Source organism: Roseicyclus sp. (assembly GCF_965662675.1).
Classification (GTDB): Bacteria; Pseudomonadota; Alphaproteobacteria; order Rhodobacterales; family Rhodobacteraceae; genus Roseicyclus.
Genome location: NZ_CBFIIK010000033.1, coordinates 1 through 22,664, shown reverse-complemented (window position 1 = coordinate 22,664; position 22,664 = coordinate 1). Strand labels below are relative to the sequence as shown.

Genomic DNA, 22,664 nt, shown 5'->3' with positions numbered 1-22,664 from the left:
TTGGGTTCGCGCACGATCGCGCGCGCAAGCGCCACGCGCTGGCGCTGGCCGCCCGACAATTCGGCGGGGCGGCGGTGCAGGAAATCGTCAAGCTCGACCATCGCGGCGGCGCGGCGCACGCGGGTGTCATGCTCATCCTCGGGGATACGCCGCACCTTGAGCGGGAAACGGATATTCTCATAGACATTCATGTTGGGGTAAAGCGCGTAGCTTTGGAAAACCATGGCGACATCGCGGTCCTTGGGGTCGAGGTCATTGACCCGCTTGCCATCGATGATGATGTCGCCCTCGGTCACCTCTTCCAGCCCTGCGATCATGCGCATCGTCGTCGTCTTGCCACAGCCCGATGGCCCGAGCAGTACAAGAAATTCCCGGTCCGTGATCGTCAGGTTGAAATTTTCCACGCCGATGAAGGAGCCCCATCGCTTCGAAATATTGCGGAGCTGGATTTCGGCCATGCCAAAGCCCCCTCCTTGGGGCGAATACTTGCATACGTTTGCATGACGCTAAATCGAAGTCGCGATTTCACGCAAGTTATATTTTAAAAAGGAATAATCTTTGCTTCAAGCGCTGAAAATCCTTGCTTCTGGGGTGTATCCTGCATCAGATTTGACAACGTATGCAAACCTTCGGCGATTCGTGGTCGGGGGTGCCTTACACTGGCAATAACGTCAGGCGGGGATCCGATCGTCGGGTGGCCATCGCCAAGAAACGACAACGACATCACAGGGAGTTCTGTCGTGATGACCATGAAAAAGCTTTCCACACTCACGGCCTTGACCGTGATCCTTGGCGCCAGCGGCGCATTTGCCGATTGCGGGATTTCAGCTGGGCGGGTGTCCATCTTGTCCAATGACTTCCCGGCGCTGCAAGCCATGGCAGCCGGTGCCGCCGAATGCGCCAGCGCGACGGTCGCGGTGTCGGCCAACCAAACGACAGAGCATCGCGATATTCAGGTCGCGGCGCTGACGGCGAATCCCGCTGAATACACCAGCGCCATCGTTGCAAACTCGTCGATCGTGCCCTTGATGAACGAGGGGCTGATCCGCCCGCTCGACGATCTGATCGCGCAATACGCCCCCGATCTACCGCAACTCAACCGGATCACCATCGATGGTCAGGTGATGGCGGTGGCCTTCATGGCCAATGCGCAGCACTTGTTTGTGCGTGACGATATCCTCGCGCAGGTCGGTGCCGAAGCGCCCGGCACCTATGAAGAGGTCTTGGCGGTTCTGGCCAAGATCCGCGAGGCGGGCGTCATGGAACATCCCTTCGCGATGAACACCGCTGCGGGGTGGAACCTCGGCGAGGAATTCGTGAACATGTATATGGGCTTTGGTGGCGAGCTTTTCGAAGCCGGTAGCGCCGTACCCGCGATCAACAACGCAACCGGCCTTGCCACGCTCGAAATGCTGGCGGCGCTGAACGACTACGCCAACCCCGATTTCCTGACCTTCGACAGCAATGCCACCCAAGCCTTGTGGGAGTCGGGCGAATTGGCGATGGCCTATATGTGGGGCTCGCGCGGCGGGGCCATTCTCGATGACGAAAATTCCACCGCCGCGATCACCGGCAATACCAGCCTGATCGCCGCACCCGCCGTGGGCGGTGGCACATTGCCCGCCTCGACCCTGTGGTGGGATGGCTTCACCATCGCCGCCAATATCGCGGATGAGGATGCGGCCGCGACCTTCCAAGCCTTGATGCATGGTCTGCGTCCCGAGGTGATCTCGGCCAATAACAACGCCGCGGTCTGGCTGATGGAGGGTTACACCCCCGGTGCACCGGCGGCCGGTGTTGCGGCAACCGCTACGGCGGGTGCGCGGCCCTATCCGATGCTGCCCTATGTGGGTTTGATGCACACCGCGCTCGGCAATGAATTGGCGCAATTCCTGCAAGGTCAGGAGAGCGCCGAACAGGCGCTTGCCGATGTCGAGGCCGCCTATATCGCGGCAGCGCGCGAACAGGGCTTTCTGCAATAAGCCCAGCCGGGCGCGGCGGCTCTCTCCCCCGCCGCGCCCGTCCTTTCACGTACTTTTCTTCCGCCGCTGACCCGAGGCGCCGCGATGCCCCACCGGACATTTCTTTGGTTCATCTTGCCGTCTCTGGCGGCGATGATCCTGTTCATTGCCTTGCCCATCGTATCGGTCATCGTGCAGTCGCTCTTCGTCGCCCATGAGCAGGTCTTGGTCACGGTCGAGAATTGCGGCCCATTTGGCTGCACGGAAGAAACCCGTGTCGACCGCGAGGCCACGGCGGCACTGCGCGATGCGCAACCCTTGGGGCGTTTCAACGGCTTGGGGACGTATTTCAATCGTTCGCATCTCGCCACCGCCGAACTGGCCCAAGCCTGGCAGAGCCGCGAAAGCATCGGCCAGTTTTTCGGTCAGGTGTTGAACCTGCCATTCTACAAGGCCTTGGCGTTCACGCTTTCGTTCACCTTTATCGTGACGCCACTGGTGCTGGTCTTGGGCCTCGCGATCGCGCTGGGGGTGAATGGGTTGCCGCGGCTGTTGCGGGGGCCGACGATATTCTTCTCGCTCTTGCCGATGATCGTGACGCCGCTGATTGGATCGCTTGTGCTGTTTTGGATGATCGACGCCCAAGGGGTGATCGGGGCCACGCTGCAAATCCTGTTCGATGATCCCAACCTGTCGCTGAAGGCATCACCGACCCTGACCTGGCTGACGCTTTTCGTCTACGGTGTCTGGCACTCGGCCCCCTTCGCCTTCATCGTCTTTTATGCCGGGCTGCAGACGGTGCCTGCCGAAACGCTCGAGGCGGCGATGATCGATGGGGCCACGCGCTGGCAGCGTGTTCGTTATGTCGTGATCCCTCATCTGATGCCATTGGCCGTGTTCATCACGCTGATGCAGTTGATGGATAATTTCCGCGTCTTCGAGCCGATCGTGGGCTTTCAGGCGCAGGCCAGCGCCACCTCGCTGTCCTACCTGATCTATTCGCATCTGCGCGGGGATGTGCAGCAATTCGGGTCGGCGGCGGCGACATCGGTGCTGACGATCATCGGCGTCGCGATCTTGTTGACGCCGGTGCTGATCCGCACCTGGCGCGACTTCAACCGCAAGAGGGCCTAAGCCATGACGGGTGCCGCATATCGCAGATCGACGCCGCTGGTCATCTTGTCCACGGGCTTTGTCGTCTTGTGGCTTATCCTTGCCGCCTTTCCCTTTGTCTGGACCTTTTGGGGGTCGCTCAAGGTGCAGGGCGATTTCTTTTCGCGTGCCGATTGGATGAATGCGCTGACCGGCCCCATGACGAACGCCCAGACGGGCGGGCCTTTCACAGGCCAAGGCTATGTCGGCGCGTGGATCGAAAGCGGGTTTTGGCGCAACGTGATGAATACGGGCATCGTCGTCTTGTGCACCGTCGCGATCTCGCTGACACTTGGCACGCTGGGGGGCTATGCGCTGGCGCGCTCGGGGTTCCGCTACGCCTTTTGGCTGTTGATGATCGCGCTGGTATTTCGCGCCATGCCGCATATCACGCTGGTCTCGGGCTATATGCTGCCGTTTTTCGAATGGAACCTTTGGGGGCACCTGCCGACGGCGATCATCGTCTTGGTGGCGATCAACCAGCCCTTCACGCTATGGATGCTGCATTCCTTTTTTCTGAACATCCCCAAGGATCTGGATGAAAGCGCCATGGTCGATGGTTGCACTCGGTTTCAGGCGTTTCGCCACGTGATCATCCCGGTCATGTGGCCGGGGGTGATCACCACGGGGCTGTTCAGCTTTCTTTTGGCGTATAATGATTTCGCCGTGACCGCGATGCTGCTCAGCCAAGAGAACCAGACAATGGTGCCCAAGATCGCTTCATTCCTCGGATCGGTGCAGGTCGAGGGCAACGTCATGTTCGCCGTTGCCGCCGTTGTGTCTGCCACCGCGCCCTTGTTCGTGCTGATCATGGTATTCCAGCGCCAGATCGTCAGCGGCCTGACGGCGGGGGCTGTCAAGGGATGACACTGCAACAGGCCAAACAGGTCGTTCGCGCCGCGCAAGCGGCCATCGACACCGCGCCCGCAGGTGCCACTGCGGCCGCGCTCGCGCCCCATATCGGCGATGACTACCGATGGCGCGGCTATCACCCTTTCGGCGATCTGACCGGGGCAGGGGCCGTGGCCGATGCCTTTTGGGATCCGCTCAAGACCGCGCTCACCCGGCTGCAGCGGCGCGAGGACATCTTTTTCGCTGGTCTGAACGAAATCGACGGCTTCCAAAGCACGTGGGTCGTGTCGATGGGCCATCTCATGGGGTTGTTCGACGCGCCATGGCTTGGGATACGCCCGACCCGCAAGATGGTCTTCTTGCGATATTGCAGCTTCGAGCGTGTCCGCGATGGCCGGATCGCCGAGACCGCCTTTTATATCGATATCCCCCATCTGATGGCGCAAGCGGGCCAAAACCCGTTCGGCCCGCAAACTGGCGCTTTCATGGTGCAGCCCGGGCCGATGACCCATGACGGCCTGCTCGATACCCCCCAACCGGCGGATGCTGGCAAGCGGACCCTGGCCGCGATCAATGCGATGATCGGCGATTTGGGGACATGGCAACTTGGCTTACCGCTGGAGGAGGAGCTGGCGCGCACCTGGCATGACGACATGATCTGGTGGGGGCCACATGGGATCGGGTCCAGCTACACCATCGAACGCTATGCCAAGCAACATTCCGGCCCCTTCCGCGCCGCCTTTACCGACCGCACAGGTACAGGCCATGTCGCGCGTCTGGCCGAAGGGCATTATGGCGGCTTTTTCGGCTGGCCGAATTTCACCGCCCGCCATACCGGCGGTTTCATGGGCATGCCCGCCACTGGGCAGCTGGGCGAGTTTCGCGTGATCGACGTATATCGCCGCGCGGGCGACAAGCTGGCCGAGAATTGGGTCTTCATCGACCTGCTGCATTACTGGAAAAGCCAAGGTGTCGATATCCTTGCCCGCGCGACCGAGATCGGCGGATGAGGGTCGATGCCCACCACCATCTTTGGTCGCTTGGCGCGGTCGCATACCCTTGGCTCATGGCCAAGGGCATCACGCGGTTTTTCGGTGATCCGACGCCCATCCAGCGTGACTATCCCTTGGCCCGGTTTCGCCAAGATGCGGCGGGCTTTGCGGCATCGGTGCATATTCAGGTCGGTGCCGCCGACCCTTGGGTCGAGGCGCAATGGGTCCAATCCGTTGCCGACACCGCCCCCGATTGGCCGCTGGTGCAAGTGGCCTTTTGCGATCTGACCGCCCCTGATGCGGGCAATGTCATCGACCGTTTGCAGACGCTTTCATCCTTGCGCGGGCTGCGTCAGATCGTCGGTCGCGCCCCGGGCGAAGATGCCGCGACCGGCACGGATGCGCTGCTCGACAACCCCGCCTTTGCCCAAGGTCTGCGCGATCTGGCTGGCCGGGGCCTTAGCTTCGATCTGCAACTCATCCCCGAACAATATGCGCGGATGGCGCGCGTGCTTGATGAGGCCCCCGACACACCCATTGCGCTTTGCCACGCCGGCAGCCCGCACGACCGCAGCGCGCAAGGGCTGGCAGATTGGGCGCGCGCGCTTGTCCATCTCTCGGACCGCCCCAATGTGGTCTGCAAGCTGTCGGGTCTGGGCATGTTCGATCATCATTGGACGACCGACACGATCCGCCCCATCGTCGAAACCTGCCTTGCGCAATTCGGACCCTCGCGCTGCATGTTCGGCTCGAACTTTCCGGTCGATAGCCTCTATTCCGGTTATGAAAGCTTGATCGACGCCTACAGCGCGCTTGTCCCGGATCATGATCACGCGGCGGTGTTTGGCGCCAATGCCGCGCGGTTCTACAATATCTAAGCTGCCGCACTGCTTTAGACACACACCTTTAGACACACACTGGCCAAAATGCTTTTGCGAACCACCCCGTCCAATGCGTTTGAAAACGAACGCTTTTCGGGTTGGTTAATTCTTGGGAGAGGCGCAGGCCATGCTTGACTTCGCGATGGGCCCCCATACCGTGCGTCAAACGAGTGGCTGGACTGCGTCAGGCACCTGATATCTGGAGGCGTCGATGCGCTTGCGACAAATCGAGGTTCTGCAGGCAATCTTGCAGACAGGGTCAGTCACGGGCGCGGCCAAACTGTTGAACGTGTCGCAGCCGTCGGTAAGCACGGTCTTGCAGCACACTGAGTCGCAGCTGGGCATACAGCTGTTCGAAAGGGTGGGTGGGCGGCTCAAGGCCTCGCCCGAGGCCGAGGCGCTGTTTCCCGAGATCTCGGACATCTTCCGACGGGTCAACCGGCTCAGCCAGAATGCGCGGTCGCTGGCCAAGGGGCGTTTGGGGCGGATCAATGTCGCGGGAACCCTGGCATTGTCCAACGGCTATTTGGTCGATGCCGTGTCGATCTTCGCCAAGTCGCACCCCGAAGTGGATGTTACCATCCACTCCCTTCAGACGCCCGAGATCATCGAGCGGGTCTTGTCGCGCGAATTGAACCTTGGCGCCTGCTATGGCGAGGTTGAAAGTGCGGGGCTGCGGGTCGAGGATTTGACCCAAGGGGCGATGATCTGCGTCATGCCGCACTCCCATCCGCTGGCGCAAAAGGCGCAGATCGCGGTGACCGATATCGCGGGCGAGCGTCTTATTACCTATGATGACGGCGATTGGCTGCGCGCCAAGGTCGAGAAGCTGTTCGAAGAATTCGATCTTCACCCAAACCTGTCGTTGCAGGTCAGCCAGACGATCACCGCCATTCGTCTGGTTCATCAAGGCGTGGGCCTTGCGCTGGTCGAGCCGTTCTATTTTTCGGCGATCCAACCGGCGGGGTTGGTTGCGCGCCCGATCACGCCCGTGCAGCAACTTTCGGTTCAGCTGATCAGGCCCATCGACGCGGTCGACTCCGCGGCGCTTTCCGCATTTGTCGATATCCTGCGGTCCGTTGCGGGCAACGATACGCATTCGGCCTGAGCGCCACCCCCCATAAATTTTTTTGGGTGGCCACCCTGTCAAGCGTGTTGGGCGAACCTCCCTTTAGCCCGCTAGGGTTGTGTGGTCCCGGCCAAGCCTGATCAAGGCGTCCGGGCGCACATAGATCTGTGGGGGGCAGATGCGCGTGGACTTGTCACCGGAATTCGATGTTCTGACGGAATTTGCGCTGCCCGGCGGTGGCACCGGCGCGCTGTTTTCGCTGCCCGAGTTGGAACGCCGGGGTGTGGCCAAGGTCTCGCGCCTGCCGGTCTCGATCCGGATCTTGCTGGAGGCCGCCATCCGACATTGTGATGGCACCAAGGTCACGGCACAGCATGTGAAGGAACTGGCAGGCTGGCAGCCCAACGGTGCGCGTCATGGCGAAGTGCCGCTGGTGCCGTCGCGCATTCTTCTGCAAGATCTCAACGGCGTACCCATTATCGCTGATTTGGCCGCAATGCGCGATGCGGCGGTAAAACTGGGCTTCGATCCGGCCTTGATCGAGCCGATGGTGCATGTCGATCTGGTTGTCGATCACTCGGTGCAGGTCGACAGCGTGCGCTCGGCGCTCTCTTTGCAGCACAACATGCGGCTGGAGTTTCAGCGCAACGCGGAACGCTATCGCTTTCTCAAATGGGGCGCACAAGCTTTCGCCGGGGTCAATGTCATCCCGCCGGGGGTGGGGATTTGCCATCAGGTCAATCTTGAACGCCTGTCCACCGGGGTTTGTGCGGCCGCGGGGGTGTATTTCCCCGATACCGTCGTTTGCCCCGACAGCCACACAACAATGGTCAATGGCATCGGGGTTCTGGGCTGGGGTGTCGGCGGGATCGAGGCCGAGGCAGGTATGCTGGGCCAGCCCATCTATTTCCTGTCGCCCAATGTGACGGGGGTCGAGTTGTTGGGCGATGTGCCCGCCGGCGTCTCGGCCACCGATATTGTCTTAAGCATCACCGAGCGGCTCCGCCGCGAAGGTGTCGTCGGCGATTTCGTGGAGTTCTTCGGCGCGAGTGTCGCGGCCCTGCCGGTGCCGACGCGCGCGACAATCGCCAATATGGCGCCTGAATACGGGGCCTTCATCGGCTTTTTCCCCACCGATCAGGCGGTGCTTGATTATTTCCGCCAGACCGACCGCCCGACCGATGTGCTCAAGGCCTATCTGACGGCGCAGGGCATGTTCGGCATCCCGCAGCGTGGCGAGATCGATTATAGCCGCGTCATCACCATCGATCTGTCCACCATGGTGCCTTGCATCGCCGGGCCGCGGCGACCGCAAGATCGTATCTCGCTCAGCGCGGCCAAGAATAGCTTTCGTAACCTTCTGGCACAGCCCGCCGCAACGGGCGGTTACGGTGTCGATCCCGATGTCGAAAGGCGCGCGGTGTCGGGTGATGTGACTGTCGGCCATGGCGATATCTTGATCGCGGCGATCACCTCATGCACCAACACCTCCAACCCTTCTGCGATGGTGGCCGCCGGCCTTTTGGCGCGCAAGGCGGTCGATCTGGGGCTGGCGGTCGCGCCCCATATCAAGACGTCACTCGCGCCGGGATCGCGCGCGGTGACTGATTACCTTGGTCGCGCGGGGCTCTTGTCGCCGCTGTCAACGCTTGGCTTTGACGTTGTGGCCTATGGCTGCACGACCTGCATCGGTTTTTCCGGGCCGCTTGATCCCGCGATCGAGCGCGTGGTGGACGAGGAACAGTATGTCTGCTGCGCCGTTTTGTCGGGCAACCGCAATTTCGAGGCCCGTGTGCATGGCAGCCTCAAGGCCAATTTCCTTGCCTCGCCCGCGCTGGTCGTCGCCTATGCGCTGGCGGGCTCCATGACCATTGACATCACGACAGAGCCTCTTGGAACTGGCAAGGACGGTTTGCCGGTTTTCCTTCATGATGTTTGGCCCACAGATGCCGAGGTCGAGGGCGTAATCCGCGATCATGTCGGCGTTGCATCCTACCGGGCGACCGCGCGACTTGGCGATGGTGGGGCCGATTGGGATGGTTTGGCGTCCGGGTCAGGGCAGATCTATAACTGGCCGCAATCGACCTATTTGTTGCAACCGCCCTTTTACAATGACTTTGCCCTGACGCCCGAACCCAATCGGCGCATCGTCGCGGCCCGCGCCTTGGCGATGTTTGGCGACTCGCTGACCACCGACCATATCAGCCCTGCGGGCGAGATCCGCGCTGACACGCCCGCCGGTGCATATCTCCAAGCCCTCGATGTGGCGCCCTGCGATTTCAATTCCTACGGCTCGCGGCGGGGCAATCACGAGGTCATGATGCGCGGCACCTTTGCCAATCGGCGCATCAAGAACCTGATGCTGCCGCTCCGCAATGATGGCGCCCCCGAGGAAGGCGGGCGAACGATCTATCGCGCCCCCTCGGGCCAGACCGAGATCATGCCCATCTACGATGCGGCGACCGCCTATCAGGACCAAGGCACGCCGATGATCGTGTTTGGCGGCAAGGAATACGGCACCGGATCGGCGCGCGATTGGGCGGCCAAGGGCACACGGCTTTTGGGCGTGAATGCCGTCATCGTCGAAAGCTTCGAGCGCATTCACCGCTCGAACCTTGTGCTGCTGGGCGTCTTGCCGCTGGAATTCGCGCCGGGTTTTTCGCGCGAAAGCCTTGGGCTTGACGGCTCGGAAAGCTTTGACATCGAAGGGCTGGAGGGGGCGTTGGCACCGCGACAGGCCGCGACCTTGGTCGTGTCGCGCATCGATGGCAGCGTGGTCGAGGTGCCACTGCTGGTGCGCCTCGATACCGTGATCGAGGTCGAATACTACCGCCATGGCGGCATCGTGCCCTTCGTTTTGCGGGAAATTTTCAACAGGCAAACAGAAGGGCAGCACTCATGATGCAAACCCCGATCCGGGCCGTGTTTATGCGCGGCGGCACCAGCAAGGGCGTCTTTTTCCACAAGGATTGGCTGCCCAGTGATCCGACCATCCGCGAGCGTGTCTTGCTGCGCGTGATCGGAAGCCCCGATCCCTATGGCCAGCAGATCGACGGGATGGGCTGTGGCACATCGAGCACCACCAAGGTGGTCATTATCGGCCCGGCCGAGCGCGATGATTGCGATGTGAACTATACTTTTGGCGCGGTCTCGATCGGGGATCCGGTGATCGACTGGTCGGGCAATTGCGGCAACCTGACCTCGGCCGTGGGGCCCTTTGCCATCTCGCAAGGGCTGGTGGCATCGCCTGAAAACGGGGTGGTCACCGTCCGGATCTGGCAGACCAACATCCGCGCCAAGATTATCGCGCAGGTGCCGGTGCAGAACGGCAAGGTGGTCGAGGGCGGCGATTTCGTGCTCGACGGCGTCACCTTTCCCGCCGCTGAAATCCCGCTCGAGTTTTTGCAAGACGCCGCCCAGTCCGAGGGGATGTTTCCCACGGGCAAGGTGATCGAGACGCGCGATATCCCCGGTGTCGGCCCGATCGAGGCCACGCTGATCAACGCGGGCAATCCCGCGATCATCGTGAGCGCCGCGACCCTCGGGCTGACCGGCGCGGAACTGCAGGCCGACATTAACGGCAATACCGCGCTGCTTGCGCGCGCCGAGGCGATCCGCGCCCATTGCGCGGTGGTCATGGGCGTTGCCGCAACGGTCGATGAGGCCACGCTGTTGCGCCCCCATACGCCGAAACTCGCCTTTGTCGCCCCGCCTCGGTCCTATGTCGCTTCCAGCGGGCAGGCGGTGGCGGCCGATGATATCCAGATAAACGCGCGCATCTTTTCCATGGGCAAGCTGCACCACGCCATGACCGGCACAGGTGCGGTGGGGCTTGCGGCGGCGGCGGCCATTCCCGGCACGGTGGTCAGTCAAACGCTGGGCGGCGCGCGCTCGGGCCTGCGCTTTGGCCACCCGTCGGGAACCCTGTCGGTCGGCGCGCAAACCGCGATGCGCGATGGCGCTTGGGCCGTCACCTCCGTCACCATGAGCCGCAGCGCGCGCCGCTTGATGGAAGGCGCCGTGCTGGTGCCCGAGGCGCTGTTGCAGGGCGGGGCGGCATGATGGGTGCGGTCTTGGAACAGGGCGATACCCTTGCCACGGCAATCCCGGGTGTGCTGAGCGTCGCAATCAACTACGGCAACCCGATCCTTGCCTATCGCGATGCCAAAGGATCGCCCGCCGGGGTTTCGGTCGATCTGGCCCGGCGGATCGCAGATGAGCTTGGCCTTGCATGCCAGTTGATGACCTTCGACGCGGCGAAGGATGCTACCGCCGCTGTCGGCAATGGTGCCTGTGACCTCGGCTTTTTCGCCGCCGATCCGGCCCGCGCGGACAAGGTCGCCTTTACCCGCCCCTATCTTGCGATCCAAGGAAATTACCTTGTGCGCGAGCATTCCACCTACCTTTGCAACGAGGATGTCGACCAAAGCGGCGTCTTGATCGGTGTCGGGCGTGGCAGCGCCTATGATCTGTTTCTGACCCGCACCATCCGCAAAGCGACCTTGATGCGCGAAAGCACCTCGCCCGAGGTGGTTGATACCTTTCTGCGGCTTGGTCTTGATGTTGCCGCAGGCGTGCGCGGGCAGCTTGAAGCGGATGCGGCGCGGATCGGCGGCCTGCGCCTGATCGAGCCATATTTCATGCTCATCGAACAGGCCTTGGGCATCCCCAAAGCGCTGGAGGCGAAGCTGATCAACCGCCTCGATCATATCATTTCGCGATCTCTCGCGGATGGGTTCTTCGCTGAGGCGCTGGTGCGCCACGGTGTTGAAGGTGCCGCCCTCATGGCGGCCAAGAGCGAATAACCGAAAGCAGCATCGAAGGAGGAGACGAGATGCAAACCCTAAAAGTCCAAGGAGGAAATACCATGTTCCAACAAACTGCACGCCGCTTGGTCGGCGCGGCGGCCATTCTGGCTGCAACCACCGCACTCGCCGGGACGGCATCGGCCCAGGTCGATCTGTCGGGCAAAACCGTCGAATTCGTGATCCCCTTCTCAGAGTCGGGCGGTACTGCGCGCTGGGCGAATGTGATGGCCCCCTTCCTGACCCAGCATTTGCCGGGCAATCCCACAGTGGTGGTGGGCTATCGCCCCGGCGGCGGCTCGACCACGGGGGCAAACTGGTTCCAAGAACAGACCACCGATGACGGCACGCTGATCTTCGGCACCTCGGGCTCGACCCAGTTCCCCTATCTCTTGGGCGATCCGCGCGTGCGTTATGAATACAACGACTGGAAGGTCTTGTTGGTATCGGGCACAGGCGGCGTGGCCTATTTGCCGCCTGATACAGCCGCCAAGATGAGCGGTCTGGATGCCTCAAGCCTGCGCGATGAAAACTTCATCTGGGGCGTGCAAAGCGCCACGGGCCTTGACCTCGTGCCGAACCTTGCATGGCAGATGTTGGGCCTGAACGTCGATTCCGTTCTGGGCATGGAAGGGCGCGGTGACGGCCGTCTTATGTTCGAGCGCGGTGAGGCGAATATCGATTACCAAACCAGTTCTTCTTACATTCAGGCCGTCCAGCCCTTGGTCGATGGCGGCTTGGCCGTGCCGATGATGGCTTGGGGCGCGCTGGATGACGAGGGCAACATCATCCGCGATCCATCCTTCCCCGACATCCCGACCTTCGCCGAGGTTTGCGAAGCGACGCCCGGCTGCGAGACCGAAGGCCTTGCCTGGGATGCGTGGGTGACCTTCTTCACAGCGGGCTTCCCGGCCAACAAGATGCTTTTCTTGCCCGGCACGGCCTCGCAAGAGATGGTCGATGCCTACACCAAGGCGCTTGATGAGATCTTCGCGCGCGATGATTTCTGGGCTGTCGCAGCCGAGGAACTGGGCGTCTATCCGCAGATGACCGGTGGCGCTGCACAAGCGGCCTTCCGTCTGGGCACGCAGGTCCAGCCTGAGGCGCGTGAATTCGTCGTTAACTGGCTACAAGAAAGCTTCGGTGTTTCCCTTCAGTGACCCAAAACCTGCCCGGCATATCCAATGATGTGCCGGGCTTCCTTTCTGGTGGGGCAGGGCGGCGCTGTCGCCCTGTCCGACCGGGGTCGTAACGACAAGAATTACAATAAGGACTGAGCCGATGGACCTGCTCGCCACCGCCGGACCGGCGCTGATCAATGCCCTTTTTCTGATTTTTCAGCCGGAACAGTTGATGTACATGGTCGCGGGCGTTTTGCTGGGCCTGTCGATCGGGGTTTTGCCGGGGCTTGGCGGGATCGCGGGGTTGTCGCTGGTCTTGCCCTTCATGTTCGGGATGGACCCGATCTCTGGCCTTGCGCTGATGGTGGGTTTGATCGCTGTGGTCCCCACATCGGATACATTTTCCTCGGTCCTTCTGGGCATACCGGGCAGTTCGTCCAGCCAAGCGACCGTGCTGGATGGTTTCCCCCTGTCGCGCAAGGGGCAGGCGGCGCGCGCACTATCAGCTGCCTTTGTTTCGTCGCTTTACGGCGGGCTTTTGGGGGCCTTGGTGCTCACCGCGATTATCTTTGTCGCGCGCCCCCTGATCCTGGCCTTCGGCCTGCCCGAGATGCTGATGATCACGATCCTCGGCATGTCGATGGTGGCGATCTTGGCGGGGCGCATCCCGCTCAAGGGCGTGGTGGCTGCGGGGCTTGGCATCTTGGTCGGCACCATTGGTGCGGCCCCTGCGGGCGGCTCGCTGCGGATGTCGAGCTATGATTTCCCCTATCTGGTTGATGGTCTGCAATTGGTGATCATCGGCCTTGGCATCTATGCGATCCCTGAGGTCGTCTCGCTCTTGCGGCAAGACCGCGCCATCTCAAAATCGGGGATGTTGGGCGCAGGCTGGGCCGAGGGGCTGCGCGATTGGTGGGCCAACAAATGGCTGTCAACGAAATGCGCGGGGATCGGCGTGATCGTCGGCGTGATCCCGGGGCTTGGCGGCTCAGTCGTGGATTGGATCGCTTATGGCTATGCCGTGCAGAGTTCCAAGAACCGCGAGCAGTTCGGTCAAGGCGATATCCGCGGCGTGATCGCGCCCGAAAGCTCGAACAACGCGAAAGAGGGCGGTGGCCTTGTGCCGACGCTGATCTTCGGCATCCCCGGATCGGGCTCGATGGCGGTGTTCTTGGGTGGCTTGGCCCTCTTGGGCATGTCGCCGGGGCCTGCGATGATCCGCCAAGACCTCGATATCACCTATACGATCGTGTGGTCTCTGGCGCTTGCCAATGTGGTCGGTGCGGGGCTTTGCGTGCTCTTGTCGGGTCAGATCGCGCGGCTGACGACGATCCGTTTCACGCTGCTGGCCCCATTCTTGTTCATGATGATCGCTTTTGCTGCCTTCCAGTCACGCATGTCATTTGGCGATCTGATCGCGCTTGTCCTGGTTGGTGTCATCGGCATCTTCTTGCGCCGCTTCGATTATTCGCGCCCCGCTTTTCTGATCGGCTTCGTTCTATCCACACAGGCCGAGCAATTCGTGAACATGGCGACCCAGATTGGGGCCGCGCGCTTCCGGCGCAGTTTCGAGGCGGGGATCGATTACCTGGTCTCGCCCATCACCGTGACGCTGTTGATATTGACGGTGCTGTCCATCGTCATCGGCATCCGCCAAGCCAAGAACATCCGCGAGAATATCACCACACATACCGGCACCAAGCGCGCGCCGCTTATGTTCTTGGGCCTGATCACGCTTTATGTCGCCATTGCTACCGTGGATGCGGCCACCGTCTCGCGTTTTGGCGACAAGGTCTTTCCGCTGACCGTTGGCATCGTGACGCTTTTGGGCTGTCTGGCGTTGATGGTGCGGATGATCTTGCGGCCCGAGACCGATGATGTTTTCATCGACATGGAAACCGGCGGCGATGATGGCGAGGCACCCCATTCACTCTGGGGCACCTTGGCATGGTTCTTCGGGCTCTTGGTGCTAACGGGGCTTTTTGGCTTCATCATCGCCTTGGCGCTGTTTTTCGTGGGTTTTTTCCGGCTTCGGGCAGGGCTTTCTTGGGCTATGGCGCTAGTATTCGCAGCGGTGGGCCTTGGCTTCATCTTGTTCTTCGCCGATCTTCTGAACCGCGATTTCCCGCCGGGCTTGCTGCAAAACTACGTCGATCTGCCATGGCCCTTTACCTGAGATATGAACATGACAAACGCCCTATACCAAGATCCAATTCCGTTCCTGTTCATGCGCGGCGGCACTTCGCGCGGGCCCTATTTCCACCGTGTCGATCTGCCCGAGGACCTGGATGCCTTGGCCCGTGTGCTGGTGGCCGTGGTGGGCGCGGGCCATCCGCAGAATATCGATGGTCTGGGCGGCGGCGTGGCGGTGACGACCAAGGTCGCGATGCTTTCGAAATCCGACGCGCCGGGGATCGATGTGGATTATTTCTTTGGCCAAGTCGCCGTGGAAGAGGCGCTGGTCGATTTCAAACCGACCTGCGGCAATATCCTTGTGGGTGTCGGCCCCGCCGCCATCGAGATGGGCTTGGTCGCGGCGCAAGATGGTGTGACCACCGTGCGTATCCGGGCTGTCAACACCGGCGCCACGGTCGAGGCGCGGGTGCATACCCCCGGCGGGCGTGTGAGCTATGAGGGCACGACCGCGATCGACGGTGTTCCCGGCACGGCCGCCCCTGTGGGCCTTCAATTCCTCGATGTGGTGGGCTCATCTTGCGGGGCCTTCCTGCCCACCGGCAAGCCGCGCGATGTGATTGACGGGATCGAGGTCACCTTGATGGATGTGGCCATGCCGATGATGATCGGGCGCGCCGCCGATTTCGGCCTCACGGGCTACGAGACCGCAGAAGAACTCGACGCTAACCGTGATCTCTATGCCAAGATGGAGCCCATGCGGCTTGAGGCCGGGCGGCGCATGGGTTTGGGCGATGTGACCAAATCCGTCATGCCCAAGATCGGCTTGCTGTCAGCCCCCCGCCACGGCGGCGCGATTTCGGCGCGCTATTTCATGCCGTGGAATTGCCACCCCTCGATGGCGGTCACGGGCAGCCAGTGCCTTGCCGCCTGCACGCTGACCCCCGGCACTGTGGCCGATGGTCTGGGCGTCATCCCCAACGAGGTGCCCGCGTTGATGAAGATCGAGCATCCGATGGGGATTATCGAGGTGACGGTTGACTACGACCAGACCGCGGCCGGTTTCGTGATGAAATCGGCGGGGCTGGTGCGGACCGCGCGGATGATCGCGCGGGGCGAGGCGATGGTGCCTCCCGGCCTTTTGCAGGGGTGAGCGGCGCGATGGGGCGGCACGCTTTTGACGTCTTGGCCGATGTGGCGGCGCAAGAGGAACCCGGCGCGTGTTTCGCGCTTTTGGGTGACGCCAACATGAATTTCGCCACGCGGCTCGCCGAGGCGGGCTGCCCGATGATCTATGTCCGCCACGAGCATTGCGCTGTGGCCGCCGCAATGGCCCATGCGCGCAAGACCGGCGGCGTGGGCTTTGCCACCGTCACCTGCGGCCCCGGCCTGACGCAGTTGGCCACGGCCCTGCCTGCGGCGGTGCGCGCGCGCATTCCGCTGGTGGTGCTGGCGGGTGAGGCGCCGCTGAAATCGGCATGGTACAACCAGATGATCGATCAGGCTCCCTTCGTCGCGGCGACGGGGGCGGCCTATCGCGCGCTGCACCATCCCGCGCGGCTGGCCGAGGGGTTGCGCGATGCCTTCCTCGAGGCGCGGATGACGCGCGCGCCTGTCGTCGTCGGCATCCCCTTCGACCTGCAGAACGCGGCTTGGACGGGGCAGGGGGATTTGCCCGCCCCCTCGTCCAGCCTGATGCCTGTGACCTCACCCATGCCGCCCAATCCCGACGATCTGTCGCGCGCCGTGGCGCTGGTGGCGGGGGCAAAGCGCGTGGTCGTCATGGCAGGGCTTGGCGCTGTTGAGAGCGGGGCGGGTGCGGCTTGCGCGGACTTGGCCGACCGCTTGGGCGGTCTTTTGGCCACCACGCTGCCCGCGCGGGGGCTTTTCGCGGGCCATCCCTTCAACCTCAACGTCGCGGGCGGTTTCGCGACCGAGACCGCGCGCGATTGCTTTGCCGAGGCTGATCTCGTGATCGCGGTCGGCACCTCGCTTAGCCATCACAATGCCGATGGGGGCAAGTTGTGGCCCAAGGCGCGCGTGCTGCAGATCGACACGGAACCCACGACATTGGCGCAGGGCCGGATCGCCGCCCATGACCATCTGCGCGCCGATGCACGGCTGGGGGTGGAGGCGATCCTCGCAGCACTTTCGCCCTGTGATCCGGGCTGGCGGACCGACGCGCTTGCCCACCGCATCGCCACAGCGCCCGCCGACAGCACCGCATTCGACCCTATCCCCGGCCTGCATGATCCGCGCGACGTGATCGCCGAATTGGAAACCCATTTGCCGCAGGACTGGGAGATGGTGAACTCCTCGGGCCATTGTTCCTATTTCACCGCGCAAAGGCCCTCGCGCGCGCAGCGCCGCTTCCTGACGATCCGCGAGTTTGGCGCGATCGGAAACGGCTTGCCCTTTGCTATGGGTGTGGCCGCCGCGCGGCCCGATACCCCCGTGGTCCTGTTCGATGGCGATGGCAGCCTGCTCATGCATATGCAGGAGTTGGAGACCATCGCGCGCCATGGGCTGAAGATCCTGATCGTGGCGCTGAATGACGGCGCTTACGGCTCGGAAATTCACAAGCTCAGGGCCGAGGGGCTGTCCGACGCGGGTGCGGTGTTCGGTCATACCGATCTGGCGGCCATCGCGCGGGGCTTTGGGATAAAGGGTGCGCGGTTGGGCGATCTGGCCGTGCTGCCCGGTTTGATTGCCGATTTCGCGGCGGGTGAGGGGGCGATGTTGCTTGATATCCCGATCTCGGACCAAGTTGCATCGCCGGTGATCCGCCGCGCGCATCCGCCCAAGAGCTGAGCAAGATCGTAGAGAAAGACCGATGTTGGACATCCTTACCACCTTGCCCGAGGGGCTGACGCAACTGGCCTTTTGGGTCTTGGTGGTGATGAGCTTTGTCGGCTCATTCATCACGGCCGCCTTGGGGATCGGGGGTGGGGCGCTGTTGCTTGTGTTCATGGCGACACTCATGCCGCCTGCGGCGATCATCCCGGTGCATGGGGTAGTGCAGCTTGGGTCCAATGCCGGGCGGGCGGCGATGCTTTATCGCTATCTGCATCGGCCGGCCTTGGGCGGTTTCGTGCTGGGCTCGGTCATCGGGGCGTCGCTTGGCGGGTTGGTGGTCGTCGATTTGCCACCAAATGCCGTGCAGATTGGCTTGGGGTTTTTCATCATCTGGTCTGTGCTGGCCAAGCCGCCCGCTTGGCTGACGCGGCTGCCATGGATGGCGGGGGGAATTTCCAGCTTCCTGACCATGTTCTTCGGCGCGACGGGGGTGTTCGTGGCCAATTACACCAAATCCTTCAAGCTCGACCGCCACGCCCATGTGGCGACCCATGCGACGCTGATGACAGTGCAGCATGCGTTGAAGGTGGTGATCTTCGGGCTGTTGGGCTTTGCCTTCGGCGAATGGGCTGGCGTGATCGTGGCGCTGATCGTGGCGGGGCTGGTGGGGACCTATGCGGGCAAGCTGGTGCTGAACCGCATGTCGGATGTGAATTTCAAGCGCGCGCTCGATATCTTGCTGATCTTGATCTCGCTGCGGTTGATCTATCAGGGGATCACGGGCTAGGCCGCGCAGGCCCCGGAAAAACCAACCCATCCATCAGCTTGCGCGCGGTGCGTAGCGTGCCAGCGGCGGTGATCGCGCCTGTGGCGTCACGCGCGAGCATCACCTCGGCCGCACCCGTGGGGTGTTCGATGCGGAAAAAATCATCGGCAGGCAGCTTTGCCAACCGCGCTGCAGGCCCTTCGGGCAGCACAGCGGCCGCGGCCACGCTGACGGCGGCGAAAACGCCGATGGTGGCATGGCAGCGATGGGGGATGAAGCTGCGGGTCGAGATCGTGCCACTCGCCGTGGCGGGCGAGACCAGCGTCATCTTGGGTACGCTTTTAAGGGTCACATCGCCCAATCCCATCATCGGCCCGGCGATCAGGCGGATCGCCTCGATCCGGGCTTTCAGCGCCGCGTCGGCGTCCAGCGCCTCGCGCCGCTCTTGGCCGGCAAGGCCGAAATCGGCGGCATCCATCACGACGATCGGCATGCCCATGTCGATCAGCGTGCAGTCCACCCCCTCGATCCGGTCAACAGGCGCGCCGCTGGGCAGCATCAGCCCCCCCGTCATCGACCCCGCAAGTCCCGCGAACATCAAGGGAATGCCCGCATGCGCCCCCGGCACCCCGTCGATGCGCGCGTCGCCATCATAGCTGACGCGGCCCCCCGGCGTCGCCACACGCGCCACGGCCACTTCGCCGGTGTTGACCATGTGGATGCGCACTGGCGTCTCGCCCGGTTGCGCGGCCACCAAGCCCCGCTCGATCGCGGCGGGGCCGACACCGGCCAAGATATTGCCGCAGCCCTGCGCATCGCTGACCAGCGCCTGATCCACGAACACCTGCAAGAACAGGTAATCCACATCCGCATCCGGGCGCGCCGATGGTGACAGGATCGCCACCTTGGAGGTCAAGGGATCGGCCCCCCCGATCCCGTCGATCTGGCGCGGATCGGGGCTGCCCATGATCCGCAAGAGCAGATCATCGATCGCCGCCCGCTCGGCCGGTAGATCGCGCGCCAGAAAATACGCCCCCTTGGATGTGCCCCCCCGCATCCAAAGGCAGGGGATGCCCTCACTCATAGCGCAGGCCCTTTTCAGCTAGCCGTTCGCGCATGGCGTACATATCAAGGCCCAGTTCGCCCGTGGCAAGCCGGACGCGCTTGGCCTCTTCCGCGGCCATGCGCTTTTGCGCCTCGGCCAGCACATGGACCGCTTGCGCCTGCGGCACCACGCACACACCGTCATCATCGGCGACGATCAAATCGCCGGGCTGCACCGCGGCACCGGCACAAACGATCGGGATGTTGACCGATCCCAGCGTCTCCTTGACCGTGCCCTGCGCGCTGATCGCGGTCGACCAGACCGCAAAGCCCATCGCGCGCAAATCGCGGATATCGCGCACGCCCGCATCGATCACCAACCCGACGCATCCCCGCGCCATGGCGGATGTCGCCAGAAGATCGCCGAAATAGCCGTTGTCACAGGGGCTTGTGGGGGCGAGAACCAGAAAATCGCCCGGTTGTAGCTGTTCGATGGCGACATGGACCATCCAATTGTCGCCGGGCGGCGCGCTGATGGTCACGGCACTGCCTGCGCGCGCAATCCCGTCTTGGATGGGCCGCATCTTGGCGGCCATCAATCCCGTGCGCCCCTGCGCCTCATGCACCGTGGCCACGCCCGCTTGCGCGAGTGCGGCAATGACATCCGCCTCTGCGCGCGGGATGTTTTGGATCACGACGCCGCTCATAGCGCATCCACCGTGCGCGGGAACACCGACTGGAAGCCTTCGGCATATTTGCAATCGCGCCCGCCCGATTGACCGCCGGAATTGCGCTTGAAATGATTGGCGCGCTGTTGGGCCACGCGGGTGTAGTATTCCCACAGATGGGCTTGGCCGTTCATATGTTCCATCGCAGCGCGTTTCTTGTCCCAGACCGGCGTGATGTCGAGGAAGACATCGGGTTTCCACCCCATCTGTTCGGTCTGGTGCGGCTCGAACAGGTAAAGCTGCGGCGCGCCCAGAACCTTTTGGCCGGGATTGTGACCCCAAGCCTGCGCGATCATCCGCGCTTCGAGCGCGATTTGCGTCATGTACATGTGGTCGGTGTTGTAGGGGTCGTATTGGCTATGGCTCATCATCCAGGCGGGCTGCACGCGGCGGATCAGATCGACCAGCGCGTATTTATCCTCGCGCTCAAGATGCAGCGGGTAATCGCCCAGATCGAAGCAGACCAGCTCATGCACGCCCAGAACCGCGGCGGCGGCTTCCGCCTCGGCGCGGCGGATCGCCTTGACCTCTTCCAGCGTCTTGCCCTCTTTCCACAGCTTTGCGCTTTCGCCGCGCTCGCCAAAGGACAGACAGGCCACCGTCACGCGGGTGCCCATCTGGGCATGCAGCGCGATGGCACCGCCGCAGCGCCATACGAAGTCTGCAGCATGGGCCGAGATGATGAGGGCTGTTGGTTGTTCGGTCATGATGATCTTGTCCCTTGCAAGCGGTCATGCATCATCCGCAATCCAGGGCGTGCTGGCAAATCCAAACCGCGATCTGGAATATAAGAATATACTTCTTTACCTCGACAAGACGGTGCTGTCATGCAAGCCTTGGTGTTAGACGATGTCTATATCCGCAAAGGAACAGCGCCGATGACCACCCGTATCGCCATGATTGGTTTCGGAGAGGCGGCAACAGCCTTTGTCAGCGGTTGGGCCTTGGATGATCCAACGCGGATCACCGCCTTCGATGTGAAAATAACGATGCAAGATCAGCACGCGGCGATGGCGGCGCGGCAAGCAGCCCATGGGGTGACGCCTGCGCCCGATCTGGCCCGCGCGCTCAAGGATGCCGATCTGGTGTTTTGCCTGATCACCGCCGATCGCGCGGCCGAGGCTGCGATGGCGGCGGCCGCTTCGGGCGCACTCAAGCCCGGCGCGCTGTGGCTCGATGGTAATTCCTGCGCGCCCGACACCAAGCGCCACGCCGCCACCGCGATCGAAGGGGCGGGGGCCCATTACATCGACATGGCGATCATGGCGCCGGTCCATCCCAAGAAGCATCTTGTGCCGGTCAAATTGGCCGCGCCCAAGGCCGAGGCGGCCGCCCTGGCCCTTGCCGCACTAGGGATGCACCCCGAGGTGGTGGGCGATACGGTCGGTGCCGCCTCGACCATCAAGATGCTGCGCTCGGTGATGATCAAGGGGCTGGAGGCCTTGGTGGCCGAATGTTTCCTGTCCGCCCGTCGTGCGGGCGTCGAGCAACAGGTGATCGCCTCGCTCGAGGCCTCCGACCCCGATATCGCGTGGCGCAAGCGCGGGGCCTACAATATCGAGCGGATGGTCGTGCATGGCGCGCGGCGCGCGGCCGAACTGCGCGAAGTCGCAAAAACGGTCGAAGGCTTGGGGCTTTACCCCGGTCTGAGCAGCGCCACGGCCCAGTGGCAAGATATCGTCGCCGCCACCCATGCCGATCCGGGCGAGGACGACCTGATCGCGCGTCTCGACCGGGTTTTGGCGCGGCTGTGAGCGGTGATCTATGAGCCGGGGGCTGAGTGACAATCTGCGCCATCTGCGGCTCTTTCTGGCGCTGCATGCGGGCGGAAGCCTCTCGGTGGCGGCGGCACAATGTGCGGTGTCACAACCCGCCGCCAGCCAAGCGCTTGCCGCCTTGGAGCGTCGCGCGGGCGGACCATTGTTCATGCGGCGGATGGGCGGTGCGTTAACGGCGCGCGGCCACGCGCTTCATCCGCGGGTCTTGCGTGCGTTTTCCATTTTGGATCAGGCCTTTGCCGATCTTTCACCGCGGCTGGGGCTGACCGCCAGCGCCGCGCAGTTGCACGCGCTGATCGCCACGGTGGAAAATGGCGGCTTCGCATCCGCTGCCGCGCGCCTTGGGCTGAAGCCGCCCAGTGTGCAGCGCTGTGTCGGCGCGCTGGAAGCCGAGGCCGGACGCGCCTTGTTCACCCGTGCCAGCCAAGGCATGCGCGCGGGCCGCGCGGCGCAGGCCTTGGCGCGGGCCGCGCGGCTGGCCTTGGCGGAACTGGCGCAGGCCGAGGCCGAGTTGGCCGCGATCGACGGCGTCACGGCAGGGCCGATCAGGGTGGGCGCGCTGCCCTTGGCGCGGGCGGCATGGTTG

General features: G+C 62.9%; 20 protein-coding genes. 16 read left to right on the top strand and 4 right to left on the bottom strand.

Going from position 1 to position 22,664, the window contains the following annotated elements; genetic code table 11:
* A partial coding sequence (locus tag ACTG4J_RS07375; RefSeq protein WP_439138344.1) for an ABC transporter ATP-binding protein occupies positions 1–458 on the bottom strand: 458 nt, incomplete at its 3' end.
* A gap of 285 nt (positions 459–743) precedes the next feature.
* On the opposite strand from ACTG4J_RS07375, the gene ACTG4J_RS07370 reads away from it, so the two are divergent.
* The 14 genes from ACTG4J_RS07370 to ACTG4J_RS07305 all read left to right on the top strand — a co-directional run bounded on the left by ACTG4J_RS07370 (position 744) and on the right by ACTG4J_RS07305 (position 18,549).
* Positions 744–1,982 carry an ABC transporter substrate-binding protein gene (locus ACTG4J_RS07370; RefSeq protein ID WP_439138342.1) on the top strand — a complete coding sequence of 413 codons (1,239 nt, stop codon included), beginning with the start codon at positions 744–746 and terminating at the stop codon, positions 1,980–1,982.
* A gap of 84 nt (positions 1,983–2,066) precedes the next feature.
* Positions 2,067–3,095 (top strand): carbohydrate ABC transporter permease, encoded by a 1,029-nt coding sequence (locus ACTG4J_RS07365; RefSeq protein ID WP_439138340.1) that lies wholly within the window; start codon positions 2,067–2,069, stop codon positions 3,093–3,095.
* Between the two features lie 3 nt (positions 3,096–3,098).
* Positions 3,099–3,980: a carbohydrate ABC transporter permease gene (locus tag ACTG4J_RS07360; RefSeq protein ID WP_439138339.1), complete on the top strand. Its 882-nt coding sequence runs from the start codon at positions 3,099–3,101 to the stop codon at positions 3,978–3,980.
* Positions 3,977–4,975, top strand: coding sequence for an ester cyclase (locus ACTG4J_RS07355; protein WP_439138338.1), 999 nt, complete (start codon positions 3,977–3,979; stop codon positions 4,973–4,975). The genes ACTG4J_RS07360 and ACTG4J_RS07355 overlap by 4 nt, the downstream gene beginning before the upstream one ends.
* The gene (locus tag ACTG4J_RS07350) at positions 4,972–5,835 is read left to right on the top strand and encodes an amidohydrolase family protein (RefSeq protein ID WP_439138336.1); all 864 of its coding nucleotides are present in this window, start codon (positions 4,972–4,974) and stop codon (positions 5,833–5,835) included. The genes ACTG4J_RS07355 and ACTG4J_RS07350 overlap by 4 nt, the downstream gene beginning before the upstream one ends.
* A gap of 214 nt (positions 5,836–6,049) precedes the next feature.
* On the top strand, positions 6,050–6,946 hold the full coding sequence (locus tag ACTG4J_RS07345) for a LysR family transcriptional regulator (protein ID WP_439138334.1): 897 nt from the start codon (positions 6,050–6,052) through the stop codon (positions 6,944–6,946).
* A 139-nt stretch (positions 6,947–7,085) separates the two neighbouring features.
* Positions 7,086–9,809, top strand: coding sequence for an aconitate hydratase AcnA (gene acnA, locus ACTG4J_RS07340; protein WP_439138332.1), 2,724 nt, complete (start codon positions 7,086–7,088; stop codon positions 9,807–9,809).
* Entirely contained in the window at positions 9,806–10,969 is a 1,164-nt protein-coding gene (gene prpF / locus ACTG4J_RS07335) for a 2-methylaconitate cis-trans isomerase PrpF (protein ID WP_439138330.1), read from the top strand. Before acnA ends, prpF begins: the two co-directional genes overlap by 4 nt.
* The gene (locus tag ACTG4J_RS07330) at positions 10,966–11,712 is read left to right on the top strand and encodes a transporter substrate-binding domain-containing protein (protein ID WP_439138329.1); all 747 of its coding nucleotides are present in this window, start codon (positions 10,966–10,968) and stop codon (positions 11,710–11,712) included. The genes prpF and ACTG4J_RS07330 overlap by 4 nt, the downstream gene beginning before the upstream one ends.
* A 62-nt stretch (positions 11,713–11,774) precedes the next feature.
* Positions 11,775–12,872: a tricarboxylate transporter gene (locus ACTG4J_RS07325; protein ID WP_439138328.1), complete on the top strand. Its 1,098-nt coding sequence runs from the start codon at positions 11,775–11,777 to the stop codon at positions 12,870–12,872.
* Between the two features lie 121 nt (positions 12,873–12,993).
* Entirely contained in the window at positions 12,994–15,009 is a 2,016-nt protein-coding gene (locus ACTG4J_RS07320) for a tripartite tricarboxylate transporter permease (RefSeq protein ID WP_439138326.1), read from the top strand.
* Between the two features lie 9 nt (positions 15,010–15,018).
* Positions 15,019–16,119, top strand: a complete 1,101-nt coding sequence (locus ACTG4J_RS07315) for a 4-oxalomesaconate tautomerase (RefSeq protein ID WP_439138324.1) — start codon at positions 15,019–15,021, stop codon at positions 16,117–16,119.
* Positions 16,116–17,777, top strand: coding sequence for a thiamine pyrophosphate-binding protein (locus tag ACTG4J_RS07310; RefSeq protein ID WP_439138322.1), 1,662 nt, complete (start codon positions 16,116–16,118; stop codon positions 17,775–17,777). The genes ACTG4J_RS07315 and ACTG4J_RS07310 overlap by 4 nt, the downstream gene beginning before the upstream one ends.
* A gap of 22 nt (positions 17,778–17,799) precedes the next feature.
* Positions 17,800–18,549, top strand: a complete 750-nt coding sequence (locus ACTG4J_RS07305; RefSeq protein WP_439138320.1) for a TSUP family transporter — start codon at positions 17,800–17,802, stop codon at positions 18,547–18,549.
* On the opposite strand, the gene ACTG4J_RS07300 is transcribed toward ACTG4J_RS07305, so the two are convergent.
* The 3 genes from ACTG4J_RS07300 to ACTG4J_RS07290 are packed head-to-tail and all read right to left on the bottom strand — an operon-like array spanning position 18,539 to position 21,007.
* Positions 18,539–19,612 (bottom strand): 4-oxalomesaconate tautomerase, encoded by a 1,074-nt coding sequence (locus tag ACTG4J_RS07300; RefSeq protein WP_439138318.1) that lies wholly within the window; start codon positions 19,610–19,612, stop codon positions 18,539–18,541. The two genes, ACTG4J_RS07305 and ACTG4J_RS07300, sit on opposite strands and share 11 nt — an antisense overlap.
* A complete protein-coding gene (locus ACTG4J_RS07295) occupies positions 19,605–20,279 on the bottom strand; it encodes a 4-carboxy-4-hydroxy-2-oxoadipate aldolase/oxaloacetate decarboxylase (protein ID WP_439138317.1) in 675 nt (224 codons plus the stop codon). Before ACTG4J_RS07295 ends, ACTG4J_RS07300 begins: the two co-directional genes overlap by 8 nt.
* Positions 20,276–21,007, bottom strand: coding sequence for a PIG-L deacetylase family protein (locus ACTG4J_RS07290; RefSeq protein WP_439138315.1), 732 nt, complete (start codon positions 21,005–21,007; stop codon positions 20,276–20,278). Before ACTG4J_RS07290 ends, ACTG4J_RS07295 begins: the two co-directional genes overlap by 4 nt.
* 171 nt (positions 21,008–21,178) lie before the next feature.
* Between ACTG4J_RS07290 and ACTG4J_RS07285 the strand changes: the two genes are divergently transcribed.
* Positions 21,179–22,054, top strand: a complete 876-nt coding sequence (locus ACTG4J_RS07285) for a DUF1932 domain-containing protein (protein ID WP_439138314.1) — start codon at positions 21,179–21,181, stop codon at positions 22,052–22,054.
* Positions 22,055–22,064: 10 nt separating this feature from the next.
* The coding region (locus tag ACTG4J_RS07280) for a LysR family transcriptional regulator (protein ID WP_439138312.1) at positions 22,065–22,664 on the top strand (600 nt) is incomplete at its 3' end.

Coding starts and splice junctions, on each gene's coding strand:
- ACTG4J_RS07370 (WP_439138342.1), top strand. CDS start 744: ATGACCATGAAAAAGCTTTCCACACTCACGGCCTTGACCGTGATCCTT.
- ACTG4J_RS07365 (WP_439138340.1), top strand. CDS start 2,067: ATGCCCCACCGGACATTTCTTTGGTTCATCTTGCCGTCTCTGGCGGCG.
- ACTG4J_RS07360 (WP_439138339.1), top strand. CDS start 3,099: ATGACGGGTGCCGCATATCGCAGATCGACGCCGCTGGTCATCTTGTCC.
- ACTG4J_RS07355 (WP_439138338.1), top strand. CDS start 3,977: ATGACACTGCAACAGGCCAAACAGGTCGTTCGCGCCGCGCAAGCGGCC.
- ACTG4J_RS07350 (WP_439138336.1), top strand. CDS start 4,972: ATGAGGGTCGATGCCCACCACCATCTTTGGTCGCTTGGCGCGGTCGCA.
- ACTG4J_RS07345 (WP_439138334.1), top strand. CDS start 6,050: ATGCGCTTGCGACAAATCGAGGTTCTGCAGGCAATCTTGCAGACAGGG.
- acnA (WP_439138332.1), top strand. CDS start 7,086: ATGCGCGTGGACTTGTCACCGGAATTCGATGTTCTGACGGAATTTGCG.
- prpF (WP_439138330.1), top strand. CDS start 9,806: ATGATGCAAACCCCGATCCGGGCCGTGTTTATGCGCGGCGGCACCAGC.
- ACTG4J_RS07330 (WP_439138329.1), top strand. CDS start 10,966: ATGATGGGTGCGGTCTTGGAACAGGGCGATACCCTTGCCACGGCAATC.
- ACTG4J_RS07325 (WP_439138328.1), top strand. CDS start 11,775: ATGTTCCAACAAACTGCACGCCGCTTGGTCGGCGCGGCGGCCATTCTG.
- ACTG4J_RS07320 (WP_439138326.1), top strand. CDS start 12,994: ATGGACCTGCTCGCCACCGCCGGACCGGCGCTGATCAATGCCCTTTTT.
- ACTG4J_RS07315 (WP_439138324.1), top strand. CDS start 15,019: ATGACAAACGCCCTATACCAAGATCCAATTCCGTTCCTGTTCATGCGC.
- ACTG4J_RS07305 (WP_439138320.1), top strand. CDS start 17,800: ATGTTGGACATCCTTACCACCTTGCCCGAGGGGCTGACGCAACTGGCC.
- ACTG4J_RS07300 (WP_439138318.1), bottom strand. CDS start 19,612: ATGAGTGAGGGCATCCCCTGCCTTTGGATGCGGGGGGGCACATCCAAG.
- ACTG4J_RS07295 (WP_439138317.1), bottom strand. CDS start 20,279: ATGAGCGGCGTCGTGATCCAAAACATCCCGCGCGCAGAGGCGGATGTC.
- ACTG4J_RS07290 (WP_439138315.1), bottom strand. CDS start 21,007: ATGACCGAACAACCAACAGCCCTCATCATCTCGGCCCATGCTGCAGAC.
- ACTG4J_RS07285 (WP_439138314.1), top strand. CDS start 21,179: ATGACCACCCGTATCGCCATGATTGGTTTCGGAGAGGCGGCAACAGCC.